This window comes from Vicinamibacterales bacterium (assembly GCA_041659285.1).
In the GTDB taxonomy this organism is placed as follows: Bacteria; Acidobacteriota; Vicinamibacteria; order Vicinamibacterales; family UBA2999; genus 12-FULL-67-14b.
This window is the reverse complement of record JBAZYO010000011.1, coordinates 19,705-45,323: the sequence shown is the minus strand read 5'-3', so window position 1 is coordinate 45,323 and position 25,619 is coordinate 19,705. Positions and strand designations below refer to the sequence as shown.

At 67.9% G+C, this 25,619-nt stretch carries 22 protein-coding genes; 15 read left to right on the top strand and 7 right to left on the bottom strand.

Features of this window, described 5'->3' with window-relative positions:
- Positions 1-245 precede the first annotated feature (245 nt).
- The 4 genes from WC815_17230 to WC815_17215 form a co-directional block, all read right to left on the bottom strand.
- Positions 246-1,706, bottom strand: a complete 1,461-nt coding sequence (locus WC815_17230; protein MFA5910530.1) for an FAD-dependent oxidoreductase — start codon at positions 1,704-1,706, stop codon at positions 246-248.
- A gap of 159 nt (positions 1,707-1,865) precedes the next feature.
- The gene (locus WC815_17225; GenBank protein MFA5910529.1) at positions 1,866-3,305 is read right to left on the bottom strand and encodes a S1 RNA-binding domain-containing protein; all 1,440 of its coding nucleotides are present in this window, start codon (positions 3,303-3,305) and stop codon (positions 1,866-1,868) included.
- Between the two features lie 256 nt (positions 3,306-3,561).
- Positions 3,562-3,879, bottom strand: a complete 318-nt coding sequence (yhbY, locus tag WC815_17220; GenBank protein MFA5910528.1) for a ribosome assembly RNA-binding protein YhbY — start codon at positions 3,877-3,879, stop codon at positions 3,562-3,564.
- 75 nt (positions 3,880-3,954) lie between these two features.
- A complete protein-coding gene (locus WC815_17215) occupies positions 3,955-5,388 on the bottom strand; it encodes a nitronate monooxygenase (protein ID MFA5910527.1) in 1,434 nt (477 codons plus the stop codon).
- Positions 5,389-5,514: 126 nt separating this feature from the next.
- Here WC815_17215 and WC815_17210 point away from each other — a divergent pair, with 126 nt between their 5' ends.
- The 11 genes from WC815_17210 (at position 5,515) to WC815_17160 (ending at position 15,778) form a co-directional block, all read left to right on the top strand.
- Complete coding sequence (locus tag WC815_17210) at positions 5,515-6,327, top strand: ATP-binding cassette domain-containing protein (GenBank protein MFA5910526.1); 813 nt, start codon at positions 5,515-5,517, stop codon at positions 6,325-6,327.
- 272 nt (positions 6,328-6,599) lie between these two features.
- Entirely contained in the window at positions 6,600-7,376 is a 777-nt protein-coding gene (locus WC815_17205) for an outer membrane lipoprotein-sorting protein (protein ID MFA5910525.1), read from the top strand.
- Complete coding sequence (locus WC815_17200; protein ID MFA5910524.1) at positions 7,373-8,623, top strand: FtsX-like permease family protein; 1,251 nt, start codon at positions 7,373-7,375, stop codon at positions 8,621-8,623. The genes WC815_17205 and WC815_17200 overlap by 4 nt, the downstream gene beginning before the upstream one ends.
- The gene (locus WC815_17195) at positions 8,620-9,852 is read left to right on the top strand and encodes an FtsX-like permease family protein (protein ID MFA5910523.1); all 1,233 of its coding nucleotides are present in this window, start codon (positions 8,620-8,622) and stop codon (positions 9,850-9,852) included. The genes WC815_17200 and WC815_17195 overlap by 4 nt, the downstream gene beginning before the upstream one ends.
- Complete coding sequence (locus WC815_17190; GenBank protein MFA5910522.1) at positions 9,852-10,619, top strand: ABC transporter ATP-binding protein; 768 nt, start codon at positions 9,852-9,854, stop codon at positions 10,617-10,619. The genes WC815_17195 and WC815_17190 overlap by 1 nt, the downstream gene beginning before the upstream one ends.
- Complete coding sequence (locus WC815_17185; protein ID MFA5910521.1) at positions 10,603-11,856, top strand: hypothetical protein; 1,254 nt, start codon at positions 10,603-10,605, stop codon at positions 11,854-11,856. The genes WC815_17190 and WC815_17185 overlap by 17 nt, the downstream gene beginning before the upstream one ends.
- Before the next feature lie 24 nt (positions 11,857-11,880).
- Positions 11,881-12,297, top strand: a complete 417-nt coding sequence (locus WC815_17180; protein MFA5910520.1) for a DUF302 domain-containing protein — start codon at positions 11,881-11,883, stop codon at positions 12,295-12,297.
- Positions 12,298-12,317: 20 nt separating this feature from the next.
- A complete protein-coding gene (locus tag WC815_17175) occupies positions 12,318-13,013 on the top strand; it encodes an SDR family NAD(P)-dependent oxidoreductase (protein ID MFA5910519.1) in 696 nt (231 codons plus the stop codon).
- A gap of 5 nt (positions 13,014-13,018) precedes the next feature.
- A complete protein-coding gene (locus tag WC815_17170) occupies positions 13,019-13,969 on the top strand; it encodes a ring-cleaving dioxygenase (GenBank protein ID MFA5910518.1) in 951 nt (316 codons plus the stop codon).
- Positions 13,970-13,974: 5 nt separating this feature from the next.
- Positions 13,975-14,613: an alpha/beta fold hydrolase gene (locus tag WC815_17165; protein MFA5910517.1), complete on the top strand. Its 639-nt coding sequence runs from the start codon at positions 13,975-13,977 to the stop codon at positions 14,611-14,613.
- 166 nt (positions 14,614-14,779) lie between these two features.
- Complete coding sequence (locus WC815_17160; GenBank protein MFA5910516.1) at positions 14,780-15,778, top strand: cytochrome-c peroxidase; 999 nt, start codon at positions 14,780-14,782, stop codon at positions 15,776-15,778.
- An 18-nt stretch (positions 15,779-15,796) separates the two neighbouring features.
- Here WC815_17160 and WC815_17155 read toward each other — a convergent pair whose 3' ends face one another.
- Together WC815_17155 and WC815_17150 are read right to left on the bottom strand one after the other, a co-directional pair.
- Positions 15,797-16,873 (bottom strand): crosslink repair DNA glycosylase YcaQ family protein, encoded by a 1,077-nt coding sequence (locus tag WC815_17155; protein MFA5910515.1) that lies wholly within the window; start codon positions 16,871-16,873, stop codon positions 15,797-15,799.
- Positions 16,874-16,891: 18 nt separating this feature from the next.
- Positions 16,892-18,343, bottom strand: a complete 1,452-nt coding sequence (locus WC815_17150; GenBank protein ID MFA5910514.1) for a serine hydrolase domain-containing protein — start codon at positions 18,341-18,343, stop codon at positions 16,892-16,894.
- Between the two features lie 124 nt (positions 18,344-18,467).
- Between WC815_17150 and WC815_17145 the strand changes: the two genes are divergently transcribed.
- From WC815_17145 to WC815_17130, 4 genes are all read left to right on the top strand, one after another.
- The gene (locus WC815_17145) at positions 18,468-18,695 is read left to right on the top strand and encodes a hypothetical protein (protein ID MFA5910513.1); all 228 of its coding nucleotides are present in this window, start codon (positions 18,468-18,470) and stop codon (positions 18,693-18,695) included.
- Between the two features lie 102 nt (positions 18,696-18,797).
- Positions 18,798-20,390, top strand: coding sequence for a D-aminoacylase (locus WC815_17140; GenBank protein ID MFA5910512.1), 1,593 nt, complete (start codon positions 18,798-18,800; stop codon positions 20,388-20,390).
- Positions 20,391-20,559: 169 nt separating this feature from the next.
- Positions 20,560-20,949, top strand: a complete 390-nt coding sequence (locus WC815_17135) for an MbcA/ParS/Xre antitoxin family protein (GenBank protein ID MFA5910511.1) — start codon at positions 20,560-20,562, stop codon at positions 20,947-20,949.
- Entirely contained in the window at positions 20,915-21,670 is a 756-nt protein-coding gene (locus WC815_17130; protein ID MFA5910510.1) for an RES family NAD+ phosphorylase, read from the top strand. The genes WC815_17135 and WC815_17130 overlap by 35 nt, the downstream gene beginning before the upstream one ends.
- A gap of 120 nt (positions 21,671-21,790) precedes the next feature.
- Here WC815_17130 and WC815_17125 read toward each other — a convergent pair whose 3' ends face one another.
- Positions 21,791-25,576: a TonB-dependent receptor gene (locus WC815_17125; protein MFA5910509.1), complete on the bottom strand. Its 3,786-nt coding sequence runs from the start codon at positions 25,574-25,576 to the stop codon at positions 21,791-21,793.
- Between the last annotated feature and the right edge of the window lie 43 nt (positions 25,577-25,619).

Here is a 25,619-nt window from a genome sequence, read left to right as displayed (position 1 = left end):
GGCTGGACCCGCGACCATTCGAGAATCCGCAGGGGCGGTCGGCCCGCCGCCTGCGGATTGTCGTGAGGATGAGGCCGCGATGAATTGCGGTCAGGCAGACCCTTCACCGCATTCGCGCGCGATACCAGATCCAGCCGCCCACCGCCACCGCCAGGCGTCCGCCGCCGATAGGCCGCCGGGCCGCGCGTCGAGCTCGGTGAGGACCGTCTCGACGGGCGCGGACCAGAACGGCGCCACGGTGCGAGCTATCCGCGCATCGCGCGCTCGTGAACCGACTTCAGCGCCTGCCAGCCGGCCGACACCGCGCCTTCCTGCCAGTCGGGCTCGGAATGCGGGGTCGTCGCCGCCGAGCCGATGATGATGCGGTTGTCCACCTTCGACAGCTGCTCACGCCGCACGGGATTGCGGCCGCTGGCGTAGCCGCCCATGTTGTACTTGACCTTCTTCCAGTACACCGCGTAGGCGCTCTCGAACTCGGTGCGGATCTGCGGATGCACCTTGCTGGCGTGCGTCAGCACGTGCTCGATGCGCGCCGCGATCGGCTGGTCGAGCAGCGTGCCGATTGGCCCGTTGGAGTAGAGGCCGAGCAGCACGCCCTTCTTGGTGAAGTAGTCGTTCGACGGGTACGAGAATTCCCCGATCGGCAGGTTCGAATACAGGTGGCCGCCGAAGATGCCATCGTCTTCTTCCCAGAAGCGGCGCTTCATGGCGAGACCGATCTTGGCGCTGTTGCTGTACGGCACCGCCTTGACCGCTTCCATCATCTCGGCCGCCAGGTTAATGTCGAGGCCGGCGACGATGTTCAACGGCATCGAGACGATGACGTAGTCGGCGGAGATTTCGGTCTTCTTGCCGCTCTTGGTGTCGAGATACACGACCTTGACGCCGGCGTCGCCTTGGTGCACCGACTGGATCTCGGCATTGAAGGTGATGCGCTTCGGGCCCATCGCGCGCTGGAAGCCCTTGGCGATCTGATCCATGCCGCCGACCGGCTGGAACATCGGCGCGGCGGTGGTGCCTTCCATCGCCGGCACCGAACGCAGCCGATTGCCGAACCCGGCCTGCAGCAGCGCGGTCAGTTGATACGGGTCGCCTTCGCCGCGGTTGGCGAACGCCTTGTAGGTCCGGGTGGTGGAGTCGAGGTAGCCCTGGCCCAGGAGGTAATTGGTCAGCCGCTTCTGGTCGTCGGCGGTCAGTGGGAGGTCGAGCTTGTTCTGATCGATCGCCTTGATCAGGAGTTCGTTGACCTGGCCGGTGATGTCGGCCTTGACCTCGCGCAACCGCACGCGCTTGTTGGCCAGCGATCCGGCCGCGGGGCCTTCGTAGTAGAAGTAGGACGCGTCGGACTCGTTGAGGAACACCTGCATCGGCACGCCGAGTTCCTTGCAGTAGTTCAGGACGCCGTGGTGCGAGTGCGGAATGCGCCAGGCGCCGACGTTGACGTAATGCCCTTCATCGAACGTGCAGACCTGCCGATCGCCGCCGGCTTCAGTGTGCTCCGATCCCCGCCGCACGCTCCACTGCAGTCCGCCGACGCGATCGCGCGCCTCGAGCAACTGGTAGTCGTAGCCGAGCTTGCCGAGCTCGTAGCCAGCCACGAGGCCCGACAGGCCGCCGCCGAGTACCAGCACTTTGGCCTTGGCCGGACGGCCGCTCAGTTCAGGCCGCTGACCCGCCGAACCGGCCATCAGGTCCCACGAACTCATGGCGCTCATGACGAGGGACGAACCGCCAACGGCCCCGAGTTGCTCGAGGAACCGTCGTCGTGTCAGGGGGGGGAAGGATGAGGAAGAACGATGCGTACTCATGCCTTCAGGTTATAACAGAAGCGGGAGCACGATCAGCCACTCGGCCCCACGTTGCGTTTACTTCTGCCGCGGCGCCAGCGCGCCTCGGAGCTTGTCGGCGAGCGAGCCCATCCCGCCCGACGACGGGACCTCCGTGCGGGCCCTGTAGTCGCGCAGTTCTTCTTTCTCCGCCGCGTCCAGCACCGCCTTGCGGCTGACGCGGATGCGCCGGCCCGAGGCGTCGGCCTCGAGCACGATCACCTCGACCTCCGCGCCGGCCGGAAACGCCTTTGCCACGTCGGCTTCCCTGGTGAGGCCCGTCTCGCTCAACGGCATGAGGCCGGTGCGCCCCGGGGCGAGGAACACGAACACGCCGAACGTCTCGTGTCGCTCGACCTTGCCGGTGACGCGTGCCCCAGGCACGATCCCCGACGGCGCGGACGCCGTTCCGCCGCTTCGCGCCGCACCCTCCTGGACCAGCGCGAGACCAATCCGCTTCTTTTCCGGATCGATGCTCAGGATCTCGAATTCCGCCGTCATGCCCACGGCGACCGACCGGGACCAGGCCTGCGATTGTCCCGTCGGCGCGAAGGTGGAGGCGTGCGCCAACCCTTCGATCCCCGGCTCCAGCTCGACGAAGGCGCCGAACTCGGCGAGCCGCGTGACGCGGCCGGTGCGCACCTGGCCCACCGCGCAGGTGGATTGGACCGTCGTCCACGGATCGGCGCCGAGCTGCTTCAAGCCGAGGGAGATCTTCTGCCCGCCCTCGTCAACGCGCAGCACCTTGACGGAAATCTCCTGGCCCGGCGACAGCACCTGCGACGGGTCCGCCACGCGGGACCACGCCATCTCCGAGACGTGGAGCAGGCCCTGCACGCCGGCGCCCAGCTCGATGAATGCGCCGAAGTCGCGGACCGAGGCCACGCGCCCGGTCATCACCGCGCCGGCCACGATCGATTTCCGGACCTCGCCGGCATTCGCCCGCTGCTCCTCCTCGAGCAGCGCGCGCCTCGAGACCACGAGGTTCTTGCCGCCGTCCTTGTACTCGATGATGCGGAAGGAGTAGACGCGCCCGACGTGCTGCGCCGGGTCGGTGGTCCGGACCGTGTCGATCTGGGAGAACGGGCAGAAGGCCCGCTGCCCGCCGATGCGGACCTCGTAGCCGCCCTTCACGTCGCGCTCGATCTTGCCTTCCACCGCCAGCCCGGCGCGGAACGCGTCTTCGATCTGGCGATTGGTGGCGGCGCCTCGCGCCAGCTTCCGCGACAGCGTCAGCCCGCCCTCGGTGGACACGACCGTCGCCTGGATGCGATCGCCGACGGCGACCTCGAGCGCGCCATCGGCATCCTTGAGTTCGTCGATCTCGATCAGGGCCTCGCCCTTGCCACCGACGTTGACGAACGCCACCTCCGGGCCAATCGCGACGATGGTGCCCTCGATGGTCTGGCCCCGCTCGAAGCGCTTCGCCTTGAGCGAAGCCTCGAACATCGTGGCGAAATCTTCTTCTGGCTCGGTCACGGCGCGTTCTCCTAAGGACAAGTGAAGACTTCAATTATACGGGCGGGGCGCAGCGGGAGCCCGATATGGAATGATCGATGTGGACCATTCATACAAGGAGACCGGTTATGTGCCAGCGAGTTCAGTGCCCGAAATGCGGAAAGCCGAGCTGGGTGGGATGCGGCCAGCACGTGGAGCAGGTGCTGGGCGACGTGCCGAAGGATCAGCGCTGCCAGTGCCCGCGGCCGAAGTCGTTCCTGCAGAAGCTGTTCAGCCGCTAGCGGCGCGCCCGCGGCGTCTCGGCCGCCGCCTTCGCTTCATCTGGTTTCGGCCGCCACAGCACGAGTATCTTGCCCACGCGCTGGACCTCCGCCGCATCCGCCCGGGCGGCGATGGCCTCGCACAGCGCTTCGCGGGCGTCGCGATCCGCCCCGTTGATTCTCACCTTGATCAGCTCATGAGCGGTCAGCGCGCGGTCCACTTCCGCCGCCACCTTATCCGTGAGTCCGGCATTCCCGACCTGCACGACGGGTTCGAGCGCGTAGGCGCGGGCTTTCAGGTGGGCGCGCTCGCGCGGCGTGAGTGAAACGGGCATACCCCAATTGTAATGGACCCTGGAACGCTTCCCAGGTTGAGAATGCAGGGACCGATATGAACCGCATCCGCACCGTCACCTGGAACTGGCGGTGCCAAGCAGGGTCGTCACCACGTCCGCCGCGGTGTAATCGGCGGCGCCGTGGACCAGGAACCGGCTGACGCCGGCGAGATCGTCGCCGGCGGTGACCAGGCCCTTCTCGACGTACTTCCCGCCGCGAATCTGCGCCTGGCCGATGTTCGAGATCAAGGCGTTGCAGATGCACTTGCGGTCGGTGGTCTGCTCGAGGCTGCCGCCCTTGGAGATGTAGAGTGACTGCGGCTCGGCGGGACAGCGAAACCCGATCGTGCCGTCCGGCGTCCGGTACGCCTCGCGCAGGTAGCCGAGATCGCAGATGCGCGGCCGCGCCAGGTAGTCATCGTGGCTGGACAGCGTGCCGTCGAGCCCGGCGATCTTGAATGGAAAGCCCGTCGGCGACGCCAACGGATCGGTAAAGACCGTCGCCGTCCCGGCGACGATGTTCTCGAGCAAGGCGGCGCGGTAGTCCGCCCTGAGGCCCGACTCGGCGCACAGCGCGAAGGCGGTCCCGACCTGGATGCCGGTGGCGCCAACGGCGAGGGCGTCGCGGAGTCGTTCGGGGCTGCCGTATCCGCCCGCCAGCCAGAAGGGGAGACCGAGGCCGCTCAACTTGTGCAGGTCCACGTGATCGCGCTCGCCATACACCGGCTCACCGCTGTCGTTGAGCTGCAGCTTGCCGCGCGGCGGCGCGTTGTGGCCGCCGGCCGTGGGACCTTCAACGATGAACCCGTCCACGCGACCGGTGGACTTGCGCTGCAGCGTGATCGCCAGCACGTCGGATGCGATGATCGCGAGAAAACGCGGGCGCGTCAGCGGCGGCAGCGCGCCCTCGGTGAACTCGTCCGGCGTGAACGTGAGTGTCGTGTCGTCGCCGGGCATCGCGCCCGTCACCGTCAGCGGGTAGGTGGCGGGCTCGTGGTGAACAAAGCGATCGAGCACGCCGGGGATCTTCAGCGGGATGCCGGCGCCCATCAGCACGTAGTCGACGCCCGCGAGCATGGCTCCGTAGATCGACGGCAAGTGCGGAATCTGGATCTTCTCGAGGTAGTTGATGCCGACCGGCTGGTCGTGGCCCTGGCGGGCGAGGAACACTTCCACGAAGTTGGCGACGATGCACAGTTCGCGGAAGTCGCGCGTGCCTTCTCGTGATTGAAGCGGCAGGGTCTGGTACGGCTGGCGCGCGCCCTTGCCGCCGGGCACGTGGTAGGCCTGCCAGATCCGATCGGCCATCGCCTTGACCGGGAAGTGATCGAGGCCGCGCCGCATGTGCCCTCCCGGGTCGCCGTCCTGGAGGCGCCTCGCCAGGATCTGATCGAGCGCGGTGCCGGAGACGACGCCCAACTGGCCGAGCCGCGAGACCGATTGCGCCAGCCGCCAGTGGGACACACCAACGCCCATGCCACCCTGAATAATCCTGGGAAGCTCACGCATGCCTCCAGTATCGCAGCCGCCACCTATGACGCCTGTCATGCCGGACGGGCTCCCGCCTTGGTCCGCGCGGAATCACGGGAAAAGTCGTAAGATCCAGTCGGCCCTGATCTTGCTCCCACCACGGTAATGCCACCTCCTGTCGTTGAGTTCGACCACGTCTCGCTGGCGTTCGACGATAACGTCGTCTTGAACGACGTCAGCTTCGCCATTCCGAAAGGGGAGATGCGGATCCTGCTGGGCCGGAGCGGCTCAGGGAAGACCGTTCTCCTCAAGCTCATCCTCGGCCTGTTGCGGCCCGACTCCGGCTCGGTCACGGTCAACGGCGAACCGGTGAACCAGATGACCGAGCACGATCTGCTGCACGTGCGGACCGGCATCGGCATGGTGTTCCAGGACAACGCCCTGTTCGATTCGCTGACGGTCGCAGAAAACGTCGGCTACGGATTGTCCGAGGCGCACGTGTCTCGGGAGCGGCTGCGCGCCCGTGTCGAGGAAGTCGTCGGGTTCATCGGCCTCCGTGAGTACATCGACCGGCTGCCCTCGGAACTCTCCGGCGGCCAGCGCCGGCGCGTCGCGATTGCCCGCGCCATGGCGCCGGAACCGGGGCTCCTGCTGTTCGACGATCCCATCACCGGTCTCGATCCGATCATCGCGATGACGGTGGACAACGAAATCATCAAGCTGCGCGACCTGGGAAAGGTCACCTCGATCCTCGTCACGCACCAGATTCGCGACGCCTACTACATTGCCTCTCACCAGGCCGTCCATCGCAACCAACGCGTGCACATCGTGGACGCCGACGCCGCCAAGGTCGCGCAGGTCGAGTTCATGGTTCTTAACGCCGGGAAGATCCATTTCAAGGGCAGCGCCGCCGAACTGCTGGCGTCCCCGGATCCCTTCCTGAAGGGTTACCTGCAGAACACGCTGCCGCCCTGGTAAGGTCCATTCCTGCACCTCCGACGGGCCTGTTCGACGACAGGCGGACCGTTCCAGAGCAGACCCTGTGCCAGCGGGAACGCCAGCAAATCCGGGTCCAGCCGGCTCCAGGCACGTGAGATTTCACCCAGCCTGCGAAGTTCTCCGCATTTGGCGATCCCGGCTCGCGCCCTCGATTGAGGAGGGCCCCGGCGGCGGTGACCAGGTGCACACGGCGAAGTCGGGCGCAGGACTTGCAGTTCAGGGTGGTAGATCTGACCCACGAGTAACCTCAAGTGCCCCGCTTCGTTCACGTTCTCGTCACCCTCGGCACGGTTGCCGTTTTCGGGATGGGCGCCGTCGGGGCGCAACGCCCTGCCGGCGCTCCGGCCGCCCCGGACGTCGAGACCCTGCTCCAGCATCTTGACGACCTCTACCGCTCCAAGAGCAGCATCGCGCGGATCCAGATCGACGTTACCAGTCCCCGCAGCTCGCGCAGCATCCGCGTGAAGGCGTGGACGCGGGGCGAAGAGCACGTGCTGGTGGTGATCGAGGCGCCGCCCCGCGAAGCCGGCACCGCGACACTGCGCGTCGGCAACAACCTGTGGAACCACCTCCCGCGGATCGCGCGCACCATTCGCGTGCCGCCGGCGGCCATGCTCGGGTCGTGGATGGGCACCGATTTCACCAACGACGACCTGGTCAAGGAGTCGTCGCTGCGAAAAGACTTCAACGCGCGCATCGACCGCCGTTCCGACGCGCCGGCCGGCTGGTGGCTCGCACTCGAGGTCAAACCGGGCGTGGTGGGCCGCTGGGCGCGCATCGACATCCTGGTCTCCGACGATCGCCTGCCGGTTGAGGAGCGCCACTTCGATCGCAAGGGCCGCCTGGCCCGGACGATGCGGTTCGACGAGGTGCGGATGCTCGGCGGGCGCCGCCTGCCCGCCCGGATTGAGATGGTGCCCACCGACACCCAGGGCCAGAAGACCGAGATGCGGTATCTCGAGGTGCAGTTCGACGTGCCGCTCCCCGACGACACCTTCAGCCTGTCGCGCCTGGAGCAGGTGAAATGACGAGCGTCCTGATCCCGTCGCGCAGTACCGCGCGGATGGCGTGGCGCAATCTCTGGCGCAACCGCCGCCGGACCATCCTGGCGCTGGTGGCGATTGGCCTCTCGGTGACGCTGGTCATCGCCTACACCTCGCTCATGCGCGCCTACTCAGGCTGGATTGTCGAGACCATTACCGGCCCAATGCTGGGCCACGTCCAGATGCACGCACCGAAGTGGCGAAAGGATCGCCTGATGGATCGCACGCTCCGCGACGCCGGCGCTCTGCTCGACCAGGTGCGCCGCGATCCGAATGTGGCGGATGCCACGGGCCGCATCTACGCGCCGGCGCTGGCGGCACTGGGAGAGGAAGGCTTCGCGGTGATGGTGGTCGGCGTCGACACGGTCGCCGAGTCTGGGCCCACCAGGTTGATCAACGAGGTCATCGGGCCGCTGACGGCCCGGCAGGCGCTGGTCGGCCGGCAGCTGGCCGAACTCATGGGTGTGCGCACCGGTGACGAGATTGCCGTGGTCGGCCAGGGCATCGACGGCTCCCTCGCCAACGACCTGTTCACGGTGAAGGCCATCGTCACGACCCCGGTTGACCTGGTCAACCGGCAGGGCATCATCATCGGCGTCGCGGAGGCGCAGACCCTGTTTGCGATGCGGGACGAAGTGCACGAGATCGTCGTTCACGCGCGCCGGGCAGAGGCGGCGGCGCCACTGGCGCAACGCCTGTCGGCCGGCCCGGCCTTCAGCGGCGCCGAGGTGCTGGATTGGCAGACGCTGGCGCCCGAGATGGTGAACCTGGTGCGAATCGCCGACCTGGCCGGCATGTTCGTGCTGATTCTCGTGTTCATCGCCGCGGCTGCGGGCGTGGCGAACACCATGGTGATGGCCACCTTCGAACGCACGCGCGAGTTCGGGATGCTGCTGGCCCTGGGCACGCACCCGGTCCGGCTGGTGCAACTGGTGGTCGCCGAGTCCCTGGCGCTGGGCTTCATCGGCGCGCTGGTTGGCTCGGCCATCGGGGTCGCCATCGTCGCGGTGACCCACCGGACCGGCATCGACTACGCGATGCTGACCGGTGGCGGTCCCAGCGAGCTGTCGTTCGCCGGCATGCGGTTCTCGCTCCGCTTCTACCCAACCCTCGACGCCATCGATGTCGTTCGCGCCATTGGCGCCGTCGCGGTCACCTCGCTGGTCGCCTCGATTTGGCCGGCCGTTCGCGCCAGCCGGCTGCAGCCGGTGCGCGCGCTGAGGGGCGCATGACGGGCCCGGCCTGGACCTACGCCGTCCGCAGCCTGGGCCGCAACTCGCGCCGCACTTGGCTGTCGATTGTCGGCATCGGTGTCGGCTGCGCGCTGGCGCTGATCACGGAGAGCACCAATCGCGGGAGCGAGGAGTTGTTCGCCCGGATGGGCGCCTACGCCGGGTCCGGTCACGTCAGCATCGTCCCGGCCGGCTGGCGCGAGCGTCGCGACCCGCGATTGCGGCTGGCCGACTGGCAGGCGGCGTCCGCCCGCGCGCGCGAACTCCCTGGCGTGGCCGCCGTGACCACTCGCGCCCGCGCGCAGGCCCTGGTGGCCATGGGCACGCACGTCGTGCCCGTCGAGATCGCCGGCGTCGATCCCGGCACCGAGCCGGGCACCAACCGCTTCGTGCGGACGATGTCGCAGGGCCGCTACTTGCAGGCGTCGGACAGCGGCGCGGTGGTCGTCGGCCAGGCGCTGGCCGATCGGCTGGTCGCCGGCCTCGACGACGAGATCCTCGTCACCGCGGTGGGTAAGAGCGGCGACATCGAGAGCATGTTGCTCAGGATCGTCGGCCTGGTGACTACCGGCAGCGAGGAGATCGACTCCACCATCTGCCAGGTGGTCCGGTTGGACGTCGAGCGCCTCACGGGACTCGGCGGCGCCGGCGAAGTGACGCTGATTCTCGATGACTGGGAGGCCGCCGATGCCGTCAAGGCCGCGTTGAGCCGCGTGCTGGCCGGTGGTGACGAGGCGCTGACGTGGGGCGAGATCAGCCCGGAGTTCAAGGGCCACCTCGAACAGGACGCGGCGGTGTCGCGCGTGATCAGCCTGATCGTGCTGCTGATCGTGACGCTCGGCGTCGCCAGTGCGCAGTTGGCCGCGGTGCTCGAGCGGCGCCGGGAGTTCGCGGTGCTGTCGGCCCTCGGCATGCGCGGCCGGACGATCGTGATGATCCTGCTCGAGGAGGCGGTCGTCATCGGCGCGGCGAGTGCCGCGCTCGGCCTGGCGATCGGGCTGCCGGTGGTGTGGTACATCGCCACCCACGGCATCGACCTGACCGCCTACATGGGCGCGAACTACACCTTCCAGGGCGTGCTGTTCGATCCGATCTTCTACGGCGACATCGGTTCGTGGGCCCTGTGGTACGTGTTCACCGTGGCCATTGTGGTGACGGTGCTGGCATCGCTCTATCCCGCGTGGTTTGCGACCACGACGGATCCAGCCGACGCGTTGCGGGTGGCGTGATGCGCGAACCCATTCTGATTGCACGGGGGCTGACCAAGGTCTTCCAGACCGGCGCCACCGAAGTGCGCGCGCTGCGGGGCGTCGACCTCGAGGTGCACGAGCGCGAGTTCATGGCGCTGGTCGGTCCGTCGGGCAGCGGCAAGACGACGCTGCTGAACCTGATTGGCGCGCTCGACGTGCCGACGTCGGGTGAGCTGATCGTGCTCGGGCACCAGGTGGCCGCGCTGTCCCGCCGCGAGCGCGCCGAGCTGCGGCTGCGATCGATCGGGTTCGTGTTCCAGGCCTACAACCTGGTGCCGGTATTGACCGCCGTCGAGAACGTCGAATTCGTGCTGGAACTGCAGGGGCTTGGGCCGGAGCGGCGCGACCGGGCGCGGGCCGTCCTGCAGGAACTGGGCCTCGCCGATTTGGCCGACCGGCGGCCCAGCGAACTGTCGGGCGGCCAGCAGCAGCGGGTGGCGGTGGCGCGGGCGATTGCCGCGCGGCCGGCCCTGGTGCTGGCCGACGAGCCGACGGCGAACCTCGATGGCGAGAACGCGGAAGTCCTGATGCACATGATGCGCGACCTCCGCGACCGGCACGGGATGACGTTCCTGTTCTCGACCCACGATGCCAGGGTGATTGCGCACGCCGTGCGGGTCGTGACGCTGGTTGATGGACGGGTGGCCGGCGACGAGCGCACCGCCGGCGAGGCGCCGCACGAGATCGTGCCCCGCATCGGCAAGGCGCCCACCGCGATCGGCGGACCACATGCGCCGGCTCCTTAGCGCCGCCGCGGCCACGATGGCCGTCGCCTTGAGCCCGTTGCCGGCCACCGCCCAGGCGGCCGCGCCATCGGGCGCGCCGCCGCCGACGTTCAGCGTCCGCACCTCCATCAAGACCAGCTCGATGCTGTTCAGGGCGCCCGATGCGCCTGAACTCTTCCCGGAGCGGACCGGCGCGGAATCGGTGTGGCGGTTTCGGGTCGAGCCGGAAGCGCGAGTCGGGAATGCGGTGTTCGCCGTGTCGTACGAGCAGCGGTTGCGGTACCGCACCGGCCAGGGCGGCGTGACCGCCGTCGGGATTCTGCCGGCGCAAAGCGCCGCACCCTTCCGCATCCGGCAACTGGACTGGAACCTGGCCGAGACATCCAGCGCGTCGTGGCGCCACGAGATCGATCGGGCGAGCGCGGAACTGCACGCCGGCCGCGCCCACCTGACCATTGGCCGGCAGGCGATTGGCTGGGGGCGCGGCGTGATGTTCGGCGCCGTCGATCTGTTCGCGCCGTTCTCGCCGCTCGAGGCGGATCGCGAGTGGCGACGCGGCGTCGATGCCGTCCGCGCCGACATCAAGTTGACCAACCGGTCGTCGCTCGATCTGGTTGGCGCCGTCGGCACCAGTTGGGATCAGTCGGCGGTGGCGGCGCGGGTGCGCGGCTATGCCGGCGCGGTTGACATCGAGGTGATCGGCGGCCGGCGCGCGCGCGACGTGTTCGGCGGCGTCACCACGTCGGCGGCGGTCGGCGACGCCGAGCTCCATGGCGAACTGGCGGCCTTTCGCGTTGACGCCGACGCCCTCCACGCTGCCGCCCGCGTCGTCTGGAAGGCGGTGGCGGGCGGTTCGTACCGCTTCCCGATCGGCTCGGGCATCCTCGCCTACGCCGAGTATCACTATTCGGGGTTCGGCGCCGCGCGCGCCGAGGACATCCTGCCGCTGTTCTCAACGCCGGGCTTCGCGGAGCGATACCTGCGAGGCGACACGCAAATCCTGTCTCGCCATGCCGTGGCGGTGACGGGCTTCTACGAATCGTCACCGGAGTTCAGCTATTCGGGATCCTGGCTGCACAATCCGCGCGACCACTCGGGTATCGTCACTCCCGGTGTGACCTACACCGTGAGCGATCAGATGTCGCTGCTCGGCACGGGGTACCTGCCGTACGGACGGACACCGCGTGGCCTCTTGCTGCGAAGCGAGTTCGGCACGGCGTCATTGTCGGCGCTGCTCCAGATTCGCCTGTATCTTTAGTGTTGAGGAAAGGCAGGGACTGTCATGACGCAGGGATTAGGTTTTGAAATCGAGTTACCGCTGGCGTTCGATGCGGCGGTCACGCGCGTGAAGGACGCGCTCAAGCAGGAAGGCTTCGGTGTGCTGACCGAGATCGACCTGCAGGCGGCGTTCAAGGAGAAGCTCGGGCGCGAATTCCGGCCGTACGTCATCCTCGGCGCCTGCAATCCGCCGCTGGCGTACGCGGCCGTGAACGCCGACCCGTCGGTGGGCCTGCTGCTGCCCTGCAATGTGACCGTCGAGTTGCTCGACCCGGCACGGTCGCTCGTGCGGCTGACGGATCCGGCGGCCCTGCTGGGCGGCGCCGGGTTGATCCCGTCCGCGGACCTGGCCACCATCGCCCGCGATGCACGGGAGCGGATGGAGCGGGTGGCGGCATCGCTGAAGCGCGCCGGCGGTTAAGCAGGGGGATAAAATCAGGCATGCAGACACAACGCTTTCTCATCACCGGCGGCAGCCAGGGCATTGGCGCCGCGCTCGTCGCCCAGGCGCGCCAGGCCGGTCACCAGGTCGTCTTCACCGGCCGCAACGCGGCGCAGATCGCGGAGGTCGCCACGGCCACCGGCGCGCACGGCGTCAAGGCCGACGTCGCCGTGGACGCCGACAACGCGCGGGTCGTCGAGGCCTGCCGCGGCCAGATGGGCGGCATCGACGTGCTCATCAACAACGCCGGCACCGGCTACTCGGCGGAAATCGGCGCCCTCGACATCGACAAGATGCGGCAACTGTTCGGCACCAACGTCTTCGGGATGGTGGATCTCACCAATCGCGTGGTGCCGCTGATGAAGGCGCAGGGCAGCGGCGACATCGTCAACCTGGCGTCCACGTCGGGCATGAAGGGCGCCAAGGGTGGTACCGCCTACGCGGGCAGCAAGTGGGCGGTGCGCGGCATCAGTCAGTGCTGGCAAGCCGAGCTGCGGCCGCTCGGCATCCGCGTGGTGTGCATCTGCCCGTCGGAGGTCCAGACTAACTGGATGGGCCGCAGCGGGCGCAACAACCCGAACAAGCTTTACGCCGACGACATCGCGGCGACGATCATGGCCGGCCTCAACCTGCCGCGGCGCGTGCTGTGGCCGGAGGTGGCGGTCTTCGCCAACAATCCCTGGAAGGAAGACTGACGCGCATGGATCTGCTCGGCATCCACCACCTCACCGCCATCTCCGCGAAAATCCGCGAGAACCATCGCTTCTACACCCAGACACTGGGGATGCGCCTGGTCAAGCGCTCGGTGAATCAGGACGACGTGCGCGCGTATCACCTGTTTTACGCGGATGCGAAGGGCAGCCCCGGCACCGACCTGACCTTCTTCGACTGGCCCGCGCCGCGCGAGCAGCGGGGCACCCGCAGCCTGGTCTGCACCGGATTGCGCGTGGCGGGGCCCGCCGCCTTGACGTGGTGGGCGAGCCGCTTCGACGAGCTCGGCGTGCGCCACGGCGCGATGGCCGAACACGACGGGCGCCTGATGCTCAACTTCGAAGATCCCGAAGGGCAACGGCTGGCGCTGATCGACGCCGGCGGCGCCGGCGATCCGCCGGTGGCCTGGGCCAGGAGCCCGGTGCCGGTGGAGCACCAGATTCGCGGGCTCGGGCCCATCATGATGAGCGCGCCGATGCTCGAACCGACCGACGTGCTGCTGACGAAGGTGCTCCACATGCACCAGGTACGCGATTATCCGCATCCGGAGAACCCGTCCAACAAGGTTCATGTGTTCGCCATGGGCAAGGGCGGCGCGCACGCGGAGCTGCACGTCGCGGTGCAGCCCGACTTGCGCGAGGCGCGGCAAGGCGCCGGCGGGGTGCATCACGTCGCGTTCCGCACGCCGGACGCGGATTACGACGCCTGGGCGGAACGGCTGACGGAACTCGGCATTTCCAACAGCGGCAAGGTCGATCGCTACTGGTTCCGCAGCTTGTACCTGCGCGAGCCGAACGGCGTGCTCTTCGAGATCGCCACTGACGGTCCGGGCTTCGCCGTGGACGAGGACCCCGCCACGCTCGGCGAGAAAATCGTGCTGCCGCCGTTCCTCGAGGGGCGGCGCGAAGAAATTGTCGGCAACCTCCTGCCGATCGACTGACCGCCATGGCCAACCACCTCGACCCTCATGCCGGCCAGCCGGTCCTGCACCGCGGCGCGGCAATTGCCGGGGCGCGGCTCGCCGCGATCCTGGTCCACGGCCGCGGCGCGTCCGCGGAAGACATCCTCGGATTGTCGGAGGAGTTCAGCGCGACCGACGTCGCGTTTCTGGCGCCGCGGGCGGCGGGCGCGACCTGGTATCCGTATTCGTTCCTGGCGCCGATCGCGCAGAACGAGCCGTATCTCGGCTCCGCGCTCGGTGTCATCGCGGCCATGGTCGATCAACTGGCGCAGCAGGGCCTTCCCGCCGACCGCGTGGTGTTGATGGGGTTTTCGCAGGGCGCCTGCCTGGCGTCGGAATTCGCCGCCCGCCACGCGCGCCGGTATGCCGGCCTCGCGGCGCTCAGCGGCGGCCTGATCGGGCCGCCGGGCACCGCGCGCGTGTATGCGGGAGCGTTCGACGGCACTCCGGTGTTCATGGGCTGCAGCGACGTGGACCCGCACATCCCGGTCGAGCGGGTGCGCGAGTCCGCCGAGGTCTTCCGCCGCATGGGGGCCGTGGTGGATGAACGGATCTATCCCGGCATGGGCCACACCGTCAGCCGGAATGAGATCGAGGCGGTGAATACCCTCCTCGCGACGTAACCGGCGAGCGGGCGCCCGGCCCAAACGCTGAGGATTCATTCCCAGTCCTGCGAAAGACTCCCTGCCCGCGCCCTGGAAGGGCCGACGCGCGCCGCCATTCTCCAACAAAACCGCGAGTTGTCCGTGGTACCGCAGTTGCATTGCACACCTGTGGCGGAGGCCGTACATGAAGACTCGCACAGCCGTTCTCTGGGTCGTCGCGTTTTGCCTGTCGGGCACCACCTGGGTGGCCGCGCAGCGCGCCGAACCGATTCAACCGATCGCACCGGTGATGGCGGTTGATCCGCACATGATGGAGCTTGGAAAGAAGCTCTACTTCGACCCGCGCCTCTCGAAATCCGGGTTCATCTCGTGCAACTCGTGCCACAACCTGAGCATGGGCGGGTCAGACAACCTGTCCACCTCCATCGGCCACAACTGGCAGAAGGGCCCGATCAACGCGCCCACCGTGCTGAACTCCAGCATGAACGTGGCGCAGTTCTGGGACGGCCGCGCCCGCAACCTGAAAGAGCAGGCGGGCGGCCCCATCGCCAACCCGGGCGAGATGGCCTTCACTCACGAACTCGCGGTCGGAGTGATCGCGTCCATTCCCCAGTACGTGAACGATTTCGAGAAGGTGTTCGGCACGCGCCAGGTGGACATCGACAAGGTGACGCGGGCGATCGCCGCGTTCGAGGAAACCCTGGTGACGCCCAACTCGCGTTTCGACAAGTGGCTGCTCGGCAACGACGCGGCGCTGACGGCAACCGAGGTCGAGGGCTATCAGCTGTTCAGGAGCAGCGGCTGCACCGCCTGCCACAACGGCCCGGCCGCCGGCGGCACGTCGTTCCGCAAGATGGGGCTCGTCGAACCGTATCGGACCGACAACCCGGCCGAGGGGCGCGTCGCCGTGACGGGGCGTGACGCGGATCGCTTCAACTTCAAGGTGCCGACGATCCGCAACGTGGAACTGACCTATCCCTACTTCCACGATGGCGCCGCTGACACCCTGACCACGGCCGTCGAGGTGATGGGGCGCGTGCAGCTCGGCCGGCGGTATACCGACGAGGACAACGCCAGGATCGTGGCGTTCCTCAAGACCCTGACCGGCGATCAGCCGGCGTTCAAGCTGCCGCAGCTGCCGCCATCGTCCGACACGACGCCGCGACCGAACCCGTTCAAGTGAACGGGTCGAGTGGGGAGATCAACCAGGCGAGAGGAACGCGCGGAGTCGCGATAATTCGGCGTCCACCTCTCGCTTGAACGCGCGGTCGCGTGGCGGTCCAGCGCCGGCATAACCAAACGCCGCCGAGACCTCTCCGTCTTTCGCGGACACGTTCCCCCAGCCCACGACGCGGTCGCGCCAGAGGAGCGGCAGGGCGTAGTACCCAAGTTTGCGCTTCGGCTCCGGCGTGTAGGCCTCGAATCGATACGCCCATCCCCACAGCAACTCGAAGCGGCGGCGATCCCACACCACCGGATCGAACGGCGCGAGCAGGCGGACCTCATCGGGGGCGGGCGTGGACGAGAGGCGCTCGCCCTCGGGCCAGTACCAGGTGATGCCATCCACCTGCGCTTGGGAGAGCCGCTTCTTCGCCCGCGTTACGGCGGCAGGGAGGTCGGCGCGCCACTGGGGAACGGCGTAACGAAGGCGGCTGATCACAAACGACAGGCTGGACGCCGGCAAGGGCGCGTACTTGTGGACCACCGCATCCACCAGCGCATCGATGCGGGCGCGGCGCGCCGGCGCGCCCGTCGGCTCCGCCGCCGGCTCGCGCGCGGCGTAGAGGCGGATGCCGGCGTCACGCCCGGCCACACGCAGCAGACCCTTGTAGTGCATGGCTTCCAGCAGGTGGGTGGTCGCGCTCGATGACCCGCCCCAATAGTTGGTGACGCGGCCATGGGCGAAGTGCGCGTCCGCATCCCGCGGATGCACCTGGCCGTGCTCGCGGACGAAGGCCAGCACCGCTTGCGCGCGCTTGTTCGCCGCCGTCGGCGACAGCCCGGTGCGCGGGTGCATCAGGCCATGCAGGTCACGCGTGACGAAGCCGTAGTTGATGAAGATGTCTTCTTCGATCGGGAGGGAGGCGTAGCGCCGCTCGAGGTCGCCGGCGCGATAGCCCTTGACGCGATGGCGCAGCGTGAGATCCTGCGCGCGCGCCGGGGCGCGGATGGGATCGGCCTGGACGAACCCCAGCGTGTCGATGGCGCGCTCGAGCGTCGTCGGCCGGAACAGGCTGCGCGTGACAGCGGCGCGCCGGATGTCGTCGAGCGTCGGCATGCTGATCGGCGGTCCGGATTACGGGGTGGCCGTGCGAACGGCGACGCGTCCGACCACCCGCACCCACTGGACGGACCCGTCTGCGCCACGGATGAACTCGATCGACTGGCCGCGGTCGGCGCCATCGGTCACCACGGCGCGATCGGGGCCGAAGAAGGCGATCGGCATCTCGGGCCTCGCCTCGCCGGTGTTGGGGCGTTCCTGTACGAACACCCGGTTGCCGTCGGCGCGGACGACCACCGCGTTCGACGGCCGCAGATACCGGCCGACGTACGGCGCCGGATTCGGCTGCGCCGCCAACGGTTCAACGCTGGGCAGCGTTTCGACGAGGCCGCGATGAGCAATGGCCTGGTTCTTCGCGAAGGTGGCGCCGTGATACGCCGACAGCGCCGCGCGCTCCACGTCCTGGATCAGCCGCCACCCGTTCTGGGCGTTGGTGAGGATGGCGATGGCGAAGTTGCGCTCCGGCACGATCTCCAGCAGGAGGATGTGCCCGGCCAGCGTGCCGCCGTGGGCGGCCACCCGGAGCGGGCCCACGGCGCGCAGGTGCCACGCCAGGCCGATGTCGTCATCGGTGCCCTGCTTGTGCAGCTGCACGGTCCGCATCTGCTCGAGGGAGGCGCGGGTCAGCACGCGCTCGCCCGTGGCTGACGTGCCGTCGCCCAGGTGGAACTGCGCGTACTTCAACAGGTCGGTGATGCACAGGCCGACGCCGCCGGCGGTCACGCTGGTCGAGGGGGAGAACGGCCGCTGCAGCGCGGGCGGGTTGTCGCCGCGATTGGCATGCCCGGCGGCGAATCGATTGACGATGAAGTCGCCGGCCGTGGTGCCGGCGTGCGCCAGCCCGAGCGGGATGAACACCAGGTCGCGAATTGCGCGGTTGATCGACGTGCCGGTGACGGCCTCGATCACGCGGCCGGCCACGCTGAAGCCGGCGTTGTTGTAGCTCCATGCCGCGCCCGGCGGAGCCAGTTGCATCAGGTCGGGTATGGTCGTCGCGACGAAATTCCGCAGCGTGTCTTCACCGCGCTCCGGGCCCGACACCTGGCCCTCCCAGCCGCTGGAATGCGTCAGGAGGTTCCACACCGTGACGTCGCGGCTCACCGCCTCGTCTCGCACCTTGAAGTCGGGTAGATACTTGCGCACCGGCGCCTTCAGATCCACCTTGCCTTGCTCGACCAGGCGCATCATGGCAGTGGCGGCGAAGGTCTTCGAGATCGAAGCGATCGGGAACACCGTGTGCTCGGTGACCGGCAGCGGATCCTCGACGTTGGTCACGCCCAGGCCGCGCGTGGTGAGCACGCCGTTGTCGATGATGCCGATCGCGACGCCCGGCACGCCGTACTCGCGCATCCTGGCTTCCGCGAGCGACACGATCGACGCGAAGCGCGCATCCGTCCGTTCCTGCGCCTGCGCCGGTGACTGGAGTCCGGCGTACACGGCGACGAGCGCAACGATGAGCTTGTTCATGGGAATGGGAGATTGTAGCCGACTCCGATTCTCGCGGTCGCGGCGCGAACACCAATCGCAGGTGGTAGACTGGAATTCCCCCCGGCTGAAAGGCACTTCACCTTTGTTGTCCTTGAGTAAGGTCGTGCTTCACGTGTGGAGCGACGGCACCTGCAGTCTATTGACCGTACCGCTGAGTTGGCGCCAGGACCAGCCGCTGCCGCCTGATGTACCCGACGAGCGCTTCGAGACGCCCACGGCGGCCATGGCCGCGCTGGCCGAGACCGGCCGCGCGCAGAACCCGGCAATGCGATTCCACCGCGGCGAGCCGCCCGCGCCGGCTATTTCACCGGCTGAAATGTCCGCGGATTAATCTTCGAGTTGATGCGGTAGCGGTCAACGATGTTCAGGACCGTGCCCGTGGCCGGCCCCACCCTTCTGTTTACCGCCCGAGCAGACCGGCTATAGTTTCGACATGCGCCGACTGCTTCCGTTGCTGCTTCTGGTCATTCCGGTCCTCATGTCGGGCCAGGCCCCGGCCTACGATCTCGTGCTTCGGGGCGGCCGCATCGTCGACGGCACCGCGAGCCCGTGGTACCAGGCCGACCTCGCCATCAAGGGCGACACCATCGTCCGCATCGCGCCCCAGATCACTGAGCCGGCCGCACGCGTCATCGACGTCAAGGGCCTGGTCGTGGCGCCCGGTTTCATCGATATTCATACGCACGCCCGCCGCGGCATTTTCGAGGTGCCGACGGCCGACAACTACGTGCGGCAGGGCGTGACGACCCTGATCGAAGGGCCGGATGGGAGCTCGCCGTTGCCGCTCGGTCCGTTCCTGGCGAAAATCCAGGCCCTGCGCATCACGCCGAACTTCGCGTCGTTCGTCGGCCAGGGCACGGTGCGCAGCGAGGTGATGGGCGAGGTCGATCGCCCGGCGACTCGGGCCGAGCTCGATCGCATGCGCACGCTGGTCACGCAGGGGATGGAAGACGGCGCGTTCGGCCTCAGCTCGGGTTTGTTCTACGTGCCGGGCAACTTCACCCCGACCGAGGAAGTGATCGAGCTCGCCAAGGTCGCGGGCCGCATGGGCGGCACCTACATTTCGCACATGCGCGACGAGGCCAGGGGCCTGACCGACAGCGTCCGCGAGACACTCGCGATTGGCGAGAAGGGCGGCCTGCCGACGCAGATCACGCACCACAAGGTCGTTGGCAAGAAGTACTGGGGCGCTTCGGTCGAGACGCTGCGCATGGTGGACGAGGCCCGCGCCCGCGGCGTCGATGCGACCATCGATCAGTATCCGTACACCGCGTCGGCCACCAGCATCGGCTCGGCGCTGCTGCCGGCGTGGGCGCTGGAAGGCGGCCGCGAGTCTACCCTCAAGCGCCTGAAGGACCCGGCGACGCGGGCGAAGATCAGGGCCGAGAGCACGGCGATCATTCGCGATGAACGCGGCGGCGGCGACCCGAAGAACGTGTCGGTGTCGTCGTGCGAGTTCGATTCGAAGCTGGCGGGGCAGAACCTCGCCCAGGTCACGCAAGGCCGTGGCCTCACGGTCACGCTCGAGAACGCCGCCGACACCGCGATGTGGATCGTGGAACAGGGCGGTTGCCGCGGCATCTTCCACGCCATTGGCGAAGAGGACCTGCAGCGCATTCTGGTTCACCCGGCGACGATGATCGCCTCCGACGGCGAGGTGGTGGTGTTCGGCCGCGACGTGCCGCACCCGCGCAGCTACGGCACCTTCGCGCGCGTGCTCGGGCTCTACGCGCGCGACAAGAAGCTGCTGCCGCTCGAAGTCGCGGTGCAGAAGATGTCGGCGTTCCCCGCGCAGCGGCTTGGCCTGAGCGACCGCGGCGTGCTCCGCACCGGGTTGAAGGCCGACATCGCCGTCTTCGACGCGGCGCGCGTGCGTGACACCGCCACGTTCGAGAGGCCGCACAGCTACGCCGAAGGCGTCAGCGTCGTCATCGTCAACGGCCAGGTGGCGTTCGAGGGCGAGAAGATGACGGCGGCCCGGCCCGGCCGCGTGTTGTACGGGCCGTCGACGAGGCCCCGGCCGTGAGGCGCGCGCTGCTGGCCGCCGCGCTGTGCCTCGGCCTCGGCGCCGCGGTCCCGGCGCGGCAAGGCTCGTGGAGCGTCACCGGCGCCCAGCTCGCGGTGGCGGCCATCGGGAAGGCCGAGTCCTTGGTCGCTTGCTCAGGAAATATGTTAGGTATATTATTTCTGTAGGTATGTTTGGCCCAGTTGCTGAAAGCGCCGTTTCCCAGCCTGTTGACGATGCGGCGGTCGTCACGAAGGCGGTGCTGCGCGCGGCCGAACGGCTGGGGGTGTCGAACCGGCTGCTTGCCGTCGTTATCGGCTGCTCCGAGGCCACGGTCTCGCGCATGGGGTCTGGCGCCTATCAGCTCTCGCCTGGCGACAAGCCCTTTGAACTTGCCGTCCTCTTCCTCCGCCTGTTCCGCTCCCTTGATGCCATTGTCGGCGGCGATGCGGCGGCCGCGCGCGCGTGGCTGCAGAACGACAATCTCGTCCTCAATGCGCCGCCGGTCCGCTTGATCGTGACGGTGGCCGGCCTGGTCACCGTCGTTGGCTACCTGGACGCCCGCCGCGCTCTCGTCTAGCGCGCGCCGCCTCTCCGGCACCTGCTGGCGCGTCGTCGAGGCCCAGCACGTCGTCTCGACGCTGGCGCTGGTGGATACGATGGCGGAGCAGCAGCGCCTGGAGCAGTTGCTGGACGAGAGCAAGCCGCCGGTGCCTCCCGAGTGCCGTGCGCTGCACTACCTGCTCGCGACGCCGTTTCGCTACGGCGCGCCTTATCCCAATGGGTCGCGGTTTCGTCGCGCCGGTTTCACGCCGGGCGTCTACTACGCATCGACGTCGGTGGCCACGGCGGTGGCGGAGATGTCGTTTCGGCGGCTGTTGTTCTTTGCCGAGTCACCGGCCACGCCCTGGCCGGCCAACGCGGGCGAGTACACCGCGTTCTCGGTGCGGTTCAGGACCAGCCGCGGATTGGACCTCGACGTCACGCCGTTCGACAAGCCTGCCGGACGCTGGCGGCACCCCACCGATTACACCGCGTGCCAGCAACTGGCCGACACGGCCCGTGTGGCCGGCGTCGAAGTGCTGCGCTATAACTCGGCTCGTGCGCCGGGACGCAATGTGGCGCTGCTCACGGGAAAGGCGTTCGCCTCGCGCGAGCCGCAGGAGCGGCAGGTGTGGCGGCTGCATACCGGTCCGCCTGGCGTGCGCGCGATCTGTTCGTGGCCCGAGCAGCGGCTCGCGTTCGACCGCCAGGCATTCGCCGCCGATCCGCGCATTGCATCGTTGAATTGGGAGAGATGAGTTCACAGGACAAACCTGAAGGTTTGTCCCCACCTGAAGGAAGGATGATCAGATGGCGCAGAAAAAATCTGCGCCATCTGTGTCATCTGCGGCCCTGGTGTTATCTGACCGCCATCGGCGTCAGAATTCGTATCTGAGTGCGAACTGCATGCAACGTCCGGCCTGCGCGTCACAGGTCGCCAGCGTGCCGTTGTAGCGGCCGAAGCCCGAGATGTCGGGCGTGTTGGTCAGCTGGCCGACGTCGAACTTCGCCGCGTTGGTGGCGTTGAACACGTCCCAGCGGAAGCGCAGGCGGTGATCGGCGATACCGATCGTGAAGGCCTTGCTGAGGCTGAGGTCGACGTTGAAGTAGCCGTCGCCGCGGAACACGTTGCGCAGGCCGACTTCACCAGGCAGCTGGCGCCGGAACATCGCGATGGCGCCCTGGGGATCGACAAACGGGCTCGGCCGGTTGTCCACCTTGTTCAGTGTGGTTTCGGTTTCCGGCAACTTGTTGGGATCCACCAGCATGGCGTTGCCCTGCAGGTTCCAGTTGGTGGCCCAGCAGGATCGGCAATTGGCGACGTTGAAGGGGAACCCGCTCGTCCAGCGCACGAGGCCGGCGAGCGACCAGTCGCCGATGAAGTGGTTGACGAGGTTGCCGACGCCGCCGCCGAAGCGCTTGCCCTGGCCGAACGGCAGCTCCGCGAGCCAGTTGGCGTTGACCTGGTGGCGCACGTCGAAGTCGGAGGTGCCGTAGTTCAGCTCGGGTTCGAACGAGTTGATCAGGAACCCCGAGTTGCCGCCATTGCTGAAGTTGCCGAAGCCGCTGCCGCGCTCGACTTGCGACCCCATGTCTTCGGACTTCGACAGGGTGTAGTTGATGTCGAACTGCACGCCATCGGAGAACCGGCGGCGCAGGGTGAGGTTGAGGCCGTTGTAGTTGGAGCGGCCGATCGAGCTGATCGCGGCCAGCGAGTCGTACTGCTCGGCGAAGTAGGCGTAGGGCCCGAACTTGCTGCAGGCCGGCGAGCAGGACGTGTCGAGGTCATACAGCGCGGTGATGTAGTCGGGACCGTTCTGCATGTAGGCCCGGGTGATGGCTTGCGTGGCGGTGAGGCCATTGGCGGCGGCCCCCGGGAAGATGTTCTGCCAGTAGGCGACGGCCGGCAGCCCCGCATAAGCGGAGGCCGGTGAGCCGCTGGTCAGGCCGGCGGCCTGCGCGGCACGGATGATCTGCTGGGCCGCGGTGAAGTAGTCGCTGCCCGACGCCGGATCCACCAGGTTGAGCGGCATCGCCAGGTCGCGGCGCACCAGCAGGTCGCGGCCGAAGCGGCCGACGTAGCCCGCCTCGATCGTGTAGTTGCGGCCGAAGTCGATGCCGACGATCGCGCTCCCCATGTGGGCCGACGGCGTCACCAGCGTGTCGTCGATGCTCTGCGTGATGATGCCGGCGCGAATGGGCGGCGTCTGCGGGAAGCCGCCCTTTGGCGCCGCTGGCATCGTCGGCGGCATCTGGTCGATGCCGCGGAAGCGCGCGGCCGGGTTGGTCTCGTAGGCGCCGCCGAACGGGCTGCTGATCTGCGTCGACATGCCGTAGGCGAAACCTTCGTCGAAGTTGGTCGCCAGGCCGACGCCGACGCGATCGAACACCTTCGAGTAGCCGCCGCGAACGACGATGCGGGCGGTCGGCGTCCACGCCACGGCGAGGCGCGGCGCGATGTTGTCCTTATCCCAGTCGTAGAAGCCCTTCTTGCCGTTCTTCGGGCCGGCCAGGTCGAAGGTGACGATCTCGCTGGCGTTGGAGGGGATGCCCTTGAGCGCGTTGGCGGCGCGGGTGTCGAACCACTGGCCCATGCTGATGGTCGGGGCGACCTGCAGGCCGTTGGTTTCGTATGGCGGCGAGTAGACGCTGTAGCGCAGGCCGGCGGTGACGGTCAGGTTCGGGCGGACCTGCCACGCATCCTGCAGGTAGAACTCGTATTCATCCGAGGCGATCTCGCGCGCGACCGCACTGCCCGGCTCCTGCGGCGTGCCGTCCTTGTTGTAGTTGGCGCGCTGCGTCGCCTGGGACAGCACGCCCAGGATGTTGAGCCACGCATCGGCGTAGCCGGCCTGGAAGCCGGTGGCGACCGCCGGGATGCTGCACCCCGGGAGCGTGCAGAAGGAACTGCCCGGCATGTTGCGGCGGCCGACGCCGGCCACCCACGAGGGGTTGACCTGGGCGGTCAGGTACGAGGACTGGAAGCGCTCCTTTGGCACGCGGGTGAAGCGGATATTGGTGCCCACCTTGGCGGTGTGGCGGCCCTTGAACCACGACAGGTCGTTGACGAAGTTCTGCGTCGGCGTCTGCCGCGTGTCGGTGAAGGACGAGCCGAAGCCCTCGTACGGCGAGATAAATCGGAAGGTGACGTAGTTGGCCTTGGTCAGGCCGGCGTTGTTTTCGTCGATCTTGGTGAACCCGTAGCGGAAGCTGTTGGTCAGCGTCGGCGACAGCACCGCGTCGTAACCGATGGCGCCGCCGAAGTTGTTGAACAGTCGCTGGCGGAGCGGCTCCAGGCCGTCGAACTGCGGCGCGGTGTTGATGGTGTCGTCCTGCTTGCCGAAGCGGCCGAAGAAGCTGTGGTTGTCGGCCATCTTGTAGTCGACGCGGGTGATCAGATTCAGGAACTGGTTCTCGATCGGCGCCGCGAAGCGGTAGTCCATCAGGTTGCGGCCATCGCGTCCCGGGTCGTTGGGCGAGGGGTACTTGCGGAAGTACTCCATAACGGCGGCGCCGGGGCCGATGCCGAGCGGATCGATCGCGGCGATCTCAGCCGGGGTCATGCCGTAGTAGCCGGCCTGGACGGTGTGGTTGGCGGTGGCGCCGCGCACGGTGCCGCCCGGGCACAGCGCCGCGACCGCGCACTGGTAGATGAGCACGCCGTCGCGCATCGAGTTCGAGGGCACGTTGCGCAGCACCGGCGCTTCGCTCTGCTCCTTCAAGGCCTCGACGTTGCCGAAGAAGAACAGCTTGTTGCGGCGGATCGGGCCGCCAAATGATCCGCCGAAAATGTCCTTGTCCAGCTTGGGTGCCTGGCTGGGCTTGCCCGCCGCCAGCTGCGACAGCTTCAGGAAGTACTCGTTGCTCGAGGTGGCCGTGCGGCGCAGCGTCCAGTAGGCGGAGCCGTCGTACTGGTTGGTGCCGCTGCGGGTCACCAGCGACACCTGGGGTCCGCTGGACCGTCCCATCTCGGCGTTGTAGTTCGACGTGCTGACACGGAACTCCTGGAGCGCTTCCTGCGTCATGCGGATCGCCGACGTGTAGGCGGTGGCGAGTTGCGGGTCGTTGACGTCGATGCCGTCGAGCGTCACGCTCTGCTGGTCGGCGCGCGCGCCGCCCACTGAGCCGTATCGCGGATCAACCGTGGCCGGATTTGAGGTGGGAATGAAGACCGCGCCCGGCTGCAGGCTCAGCAAGTGCACCACATTCTGCGCTTCGACCGGCAGGCTGCGAATCTGCTCGCGCGACATGACGTTGCCGACGCTGGCGTCGGTCGTGTTCAGGTGGGTCGCCTCCGACACCACGTTGACCGTTTCCGAAATGCCGCCCAGTTCGAGAATGATGCTCTGGCGCGACACCGTGTCAACCTGGAGCTCCACGCGCTCGACCTGGGTGGTCTTGAACCCGCCGAGCTCGACCTTCAGGGTGTACAAGCCGGGCTGCACGTTGCCAAACCGGAAGCCGCCGCGCTCGTCGGTCACGGTGACCTGCGCAGCGCCGGTGCCCATGTGCGTGGCCGTGACGGTCGCGCCCGGCAACACCTGTTTCTGCGAGTCCAGGACCTCGCCGACCAGGGCCGCGGTGCCCGTCTGGGCCCACGCCGCCGGGCTGGCGACAAGTTGGAGCAGGAGAGCAAGAGCGACGGCGGTTAGTCCTCCGCGCAACGACGGACGGGACATTTTCACAACGACCTCCAGCAAGAACACC

Coding starts and splice junctions, on each gene's coding strand:
- WC815_17150 (MFA5910514.1), bottom strand. CDS start 18,343: ATGAACAAGCTCATCGTTGCGCTCGTCGCCGTGTACGCCGGACTCCAG.
- WC815_17170 (MFA5910518.1), top strand. CDS start 13,019: ATGGATCTGCTCGGCATCCACCACCTCACCGCCATCTCCGCGAAAATC.
- WC815_17185 (MFA5910521.1), top strand. CDS start 10,603: ATGCGCCGGCTCCTTAGCGCCGCCGCGGCCACGATGGCCGTCGCCTTG.
- WC815_17135 (MFA5910511.1), top strand. CDS start 20,560: ATGTTTGGCCCAGTTGCTGAAAGCGCCGTTTCCCAGCCTGTTGACGAT.
- yhbY (MFA5910528.1), bottom strand. CDS start 3,879: ATGCCCGTTTCACTCACGCCGCGCGAGCGCGCCCACCTGAAAGCCCGC.
- WC815_17200 (MFA5910524.1), top strand. CDS start 7,373: ATGACGAGCGTCCTGATCCCGTCGCGCAGTACCGCGCGGATGGCGTGG.
- WC815_17230 (MFA5910530.1), bottom strand. CDS start 1,706: ATGAGTTCGTGGGACCTGATGGCCGGTTCGGCGGGTCAGCGGCCTGAA.
- WC815_17195 (MFA5910523.1), top strand. CDS start 8,620: ATGACGGGCCCGGCCTGGACCTACGCCGTCCGCAGCCTGGGCCGCAAC.
- WC815_17180 (MFA5910520.1), top strand. CDS start 11,881: ATGACGCAGGGATTAGGTTTTGAAATCGAGTTACCGCTGGCGTTCGAT.
- WC815_17165 (MFA5910517.1), top strand. CDS start 13,975: ATGGCCAACCACCTCGACCCTCATGCCGGCCAGCCGGTCCTGCACCGC.
- WC815_17215 (MFA5910527.1), bottom strand. CDS start 5,388: ATGCGTGAGCTTCCCAGGATTATTCAGGGTGGCATGGGCGTTGGTGTG.
- WC815_17155 (MFA5910515.1), bottom strand. CDS start 16,873: ATGCCGACGCTCGACGACATCCGGCGCGCCGCTGTCACGCGCAGCCTG.
- WC815_17160 (MFA5910516.1), top strand. CDS start 14,780: ATGAAGACTCGCACAGCCGTTCTCTGGGTCGTCGCGTTTTGCCTGTCG.
- WC815_17140 (MFA5910512.1), top strand. CDS start 18,798: ATGCGCCGACTGCTTCCGTTGCTGCTTCTGGTCATTCCGGTCCTCATG.
- WC815_17190 (MFA5910522.1), top strand. CDS start 9,852: ATGCGCGAACCCATTCTGATTGCACGGGGGCTGACCAAGGTCTTCCAG.
- WC815_17210 (MFA5910526.1), top strand. CDS start 5,515: ATGCCACCTCCTGTCGTTGAGTTCGACCACGTCTCGCTGGCGTTCGAC.
- WC815_17175 (MFA5910519.1), top strand. CDS start 12,318: ATGCAGACACAACGCTTTCTCATCACCGGCGGCAGCCAGGGCATTGGC.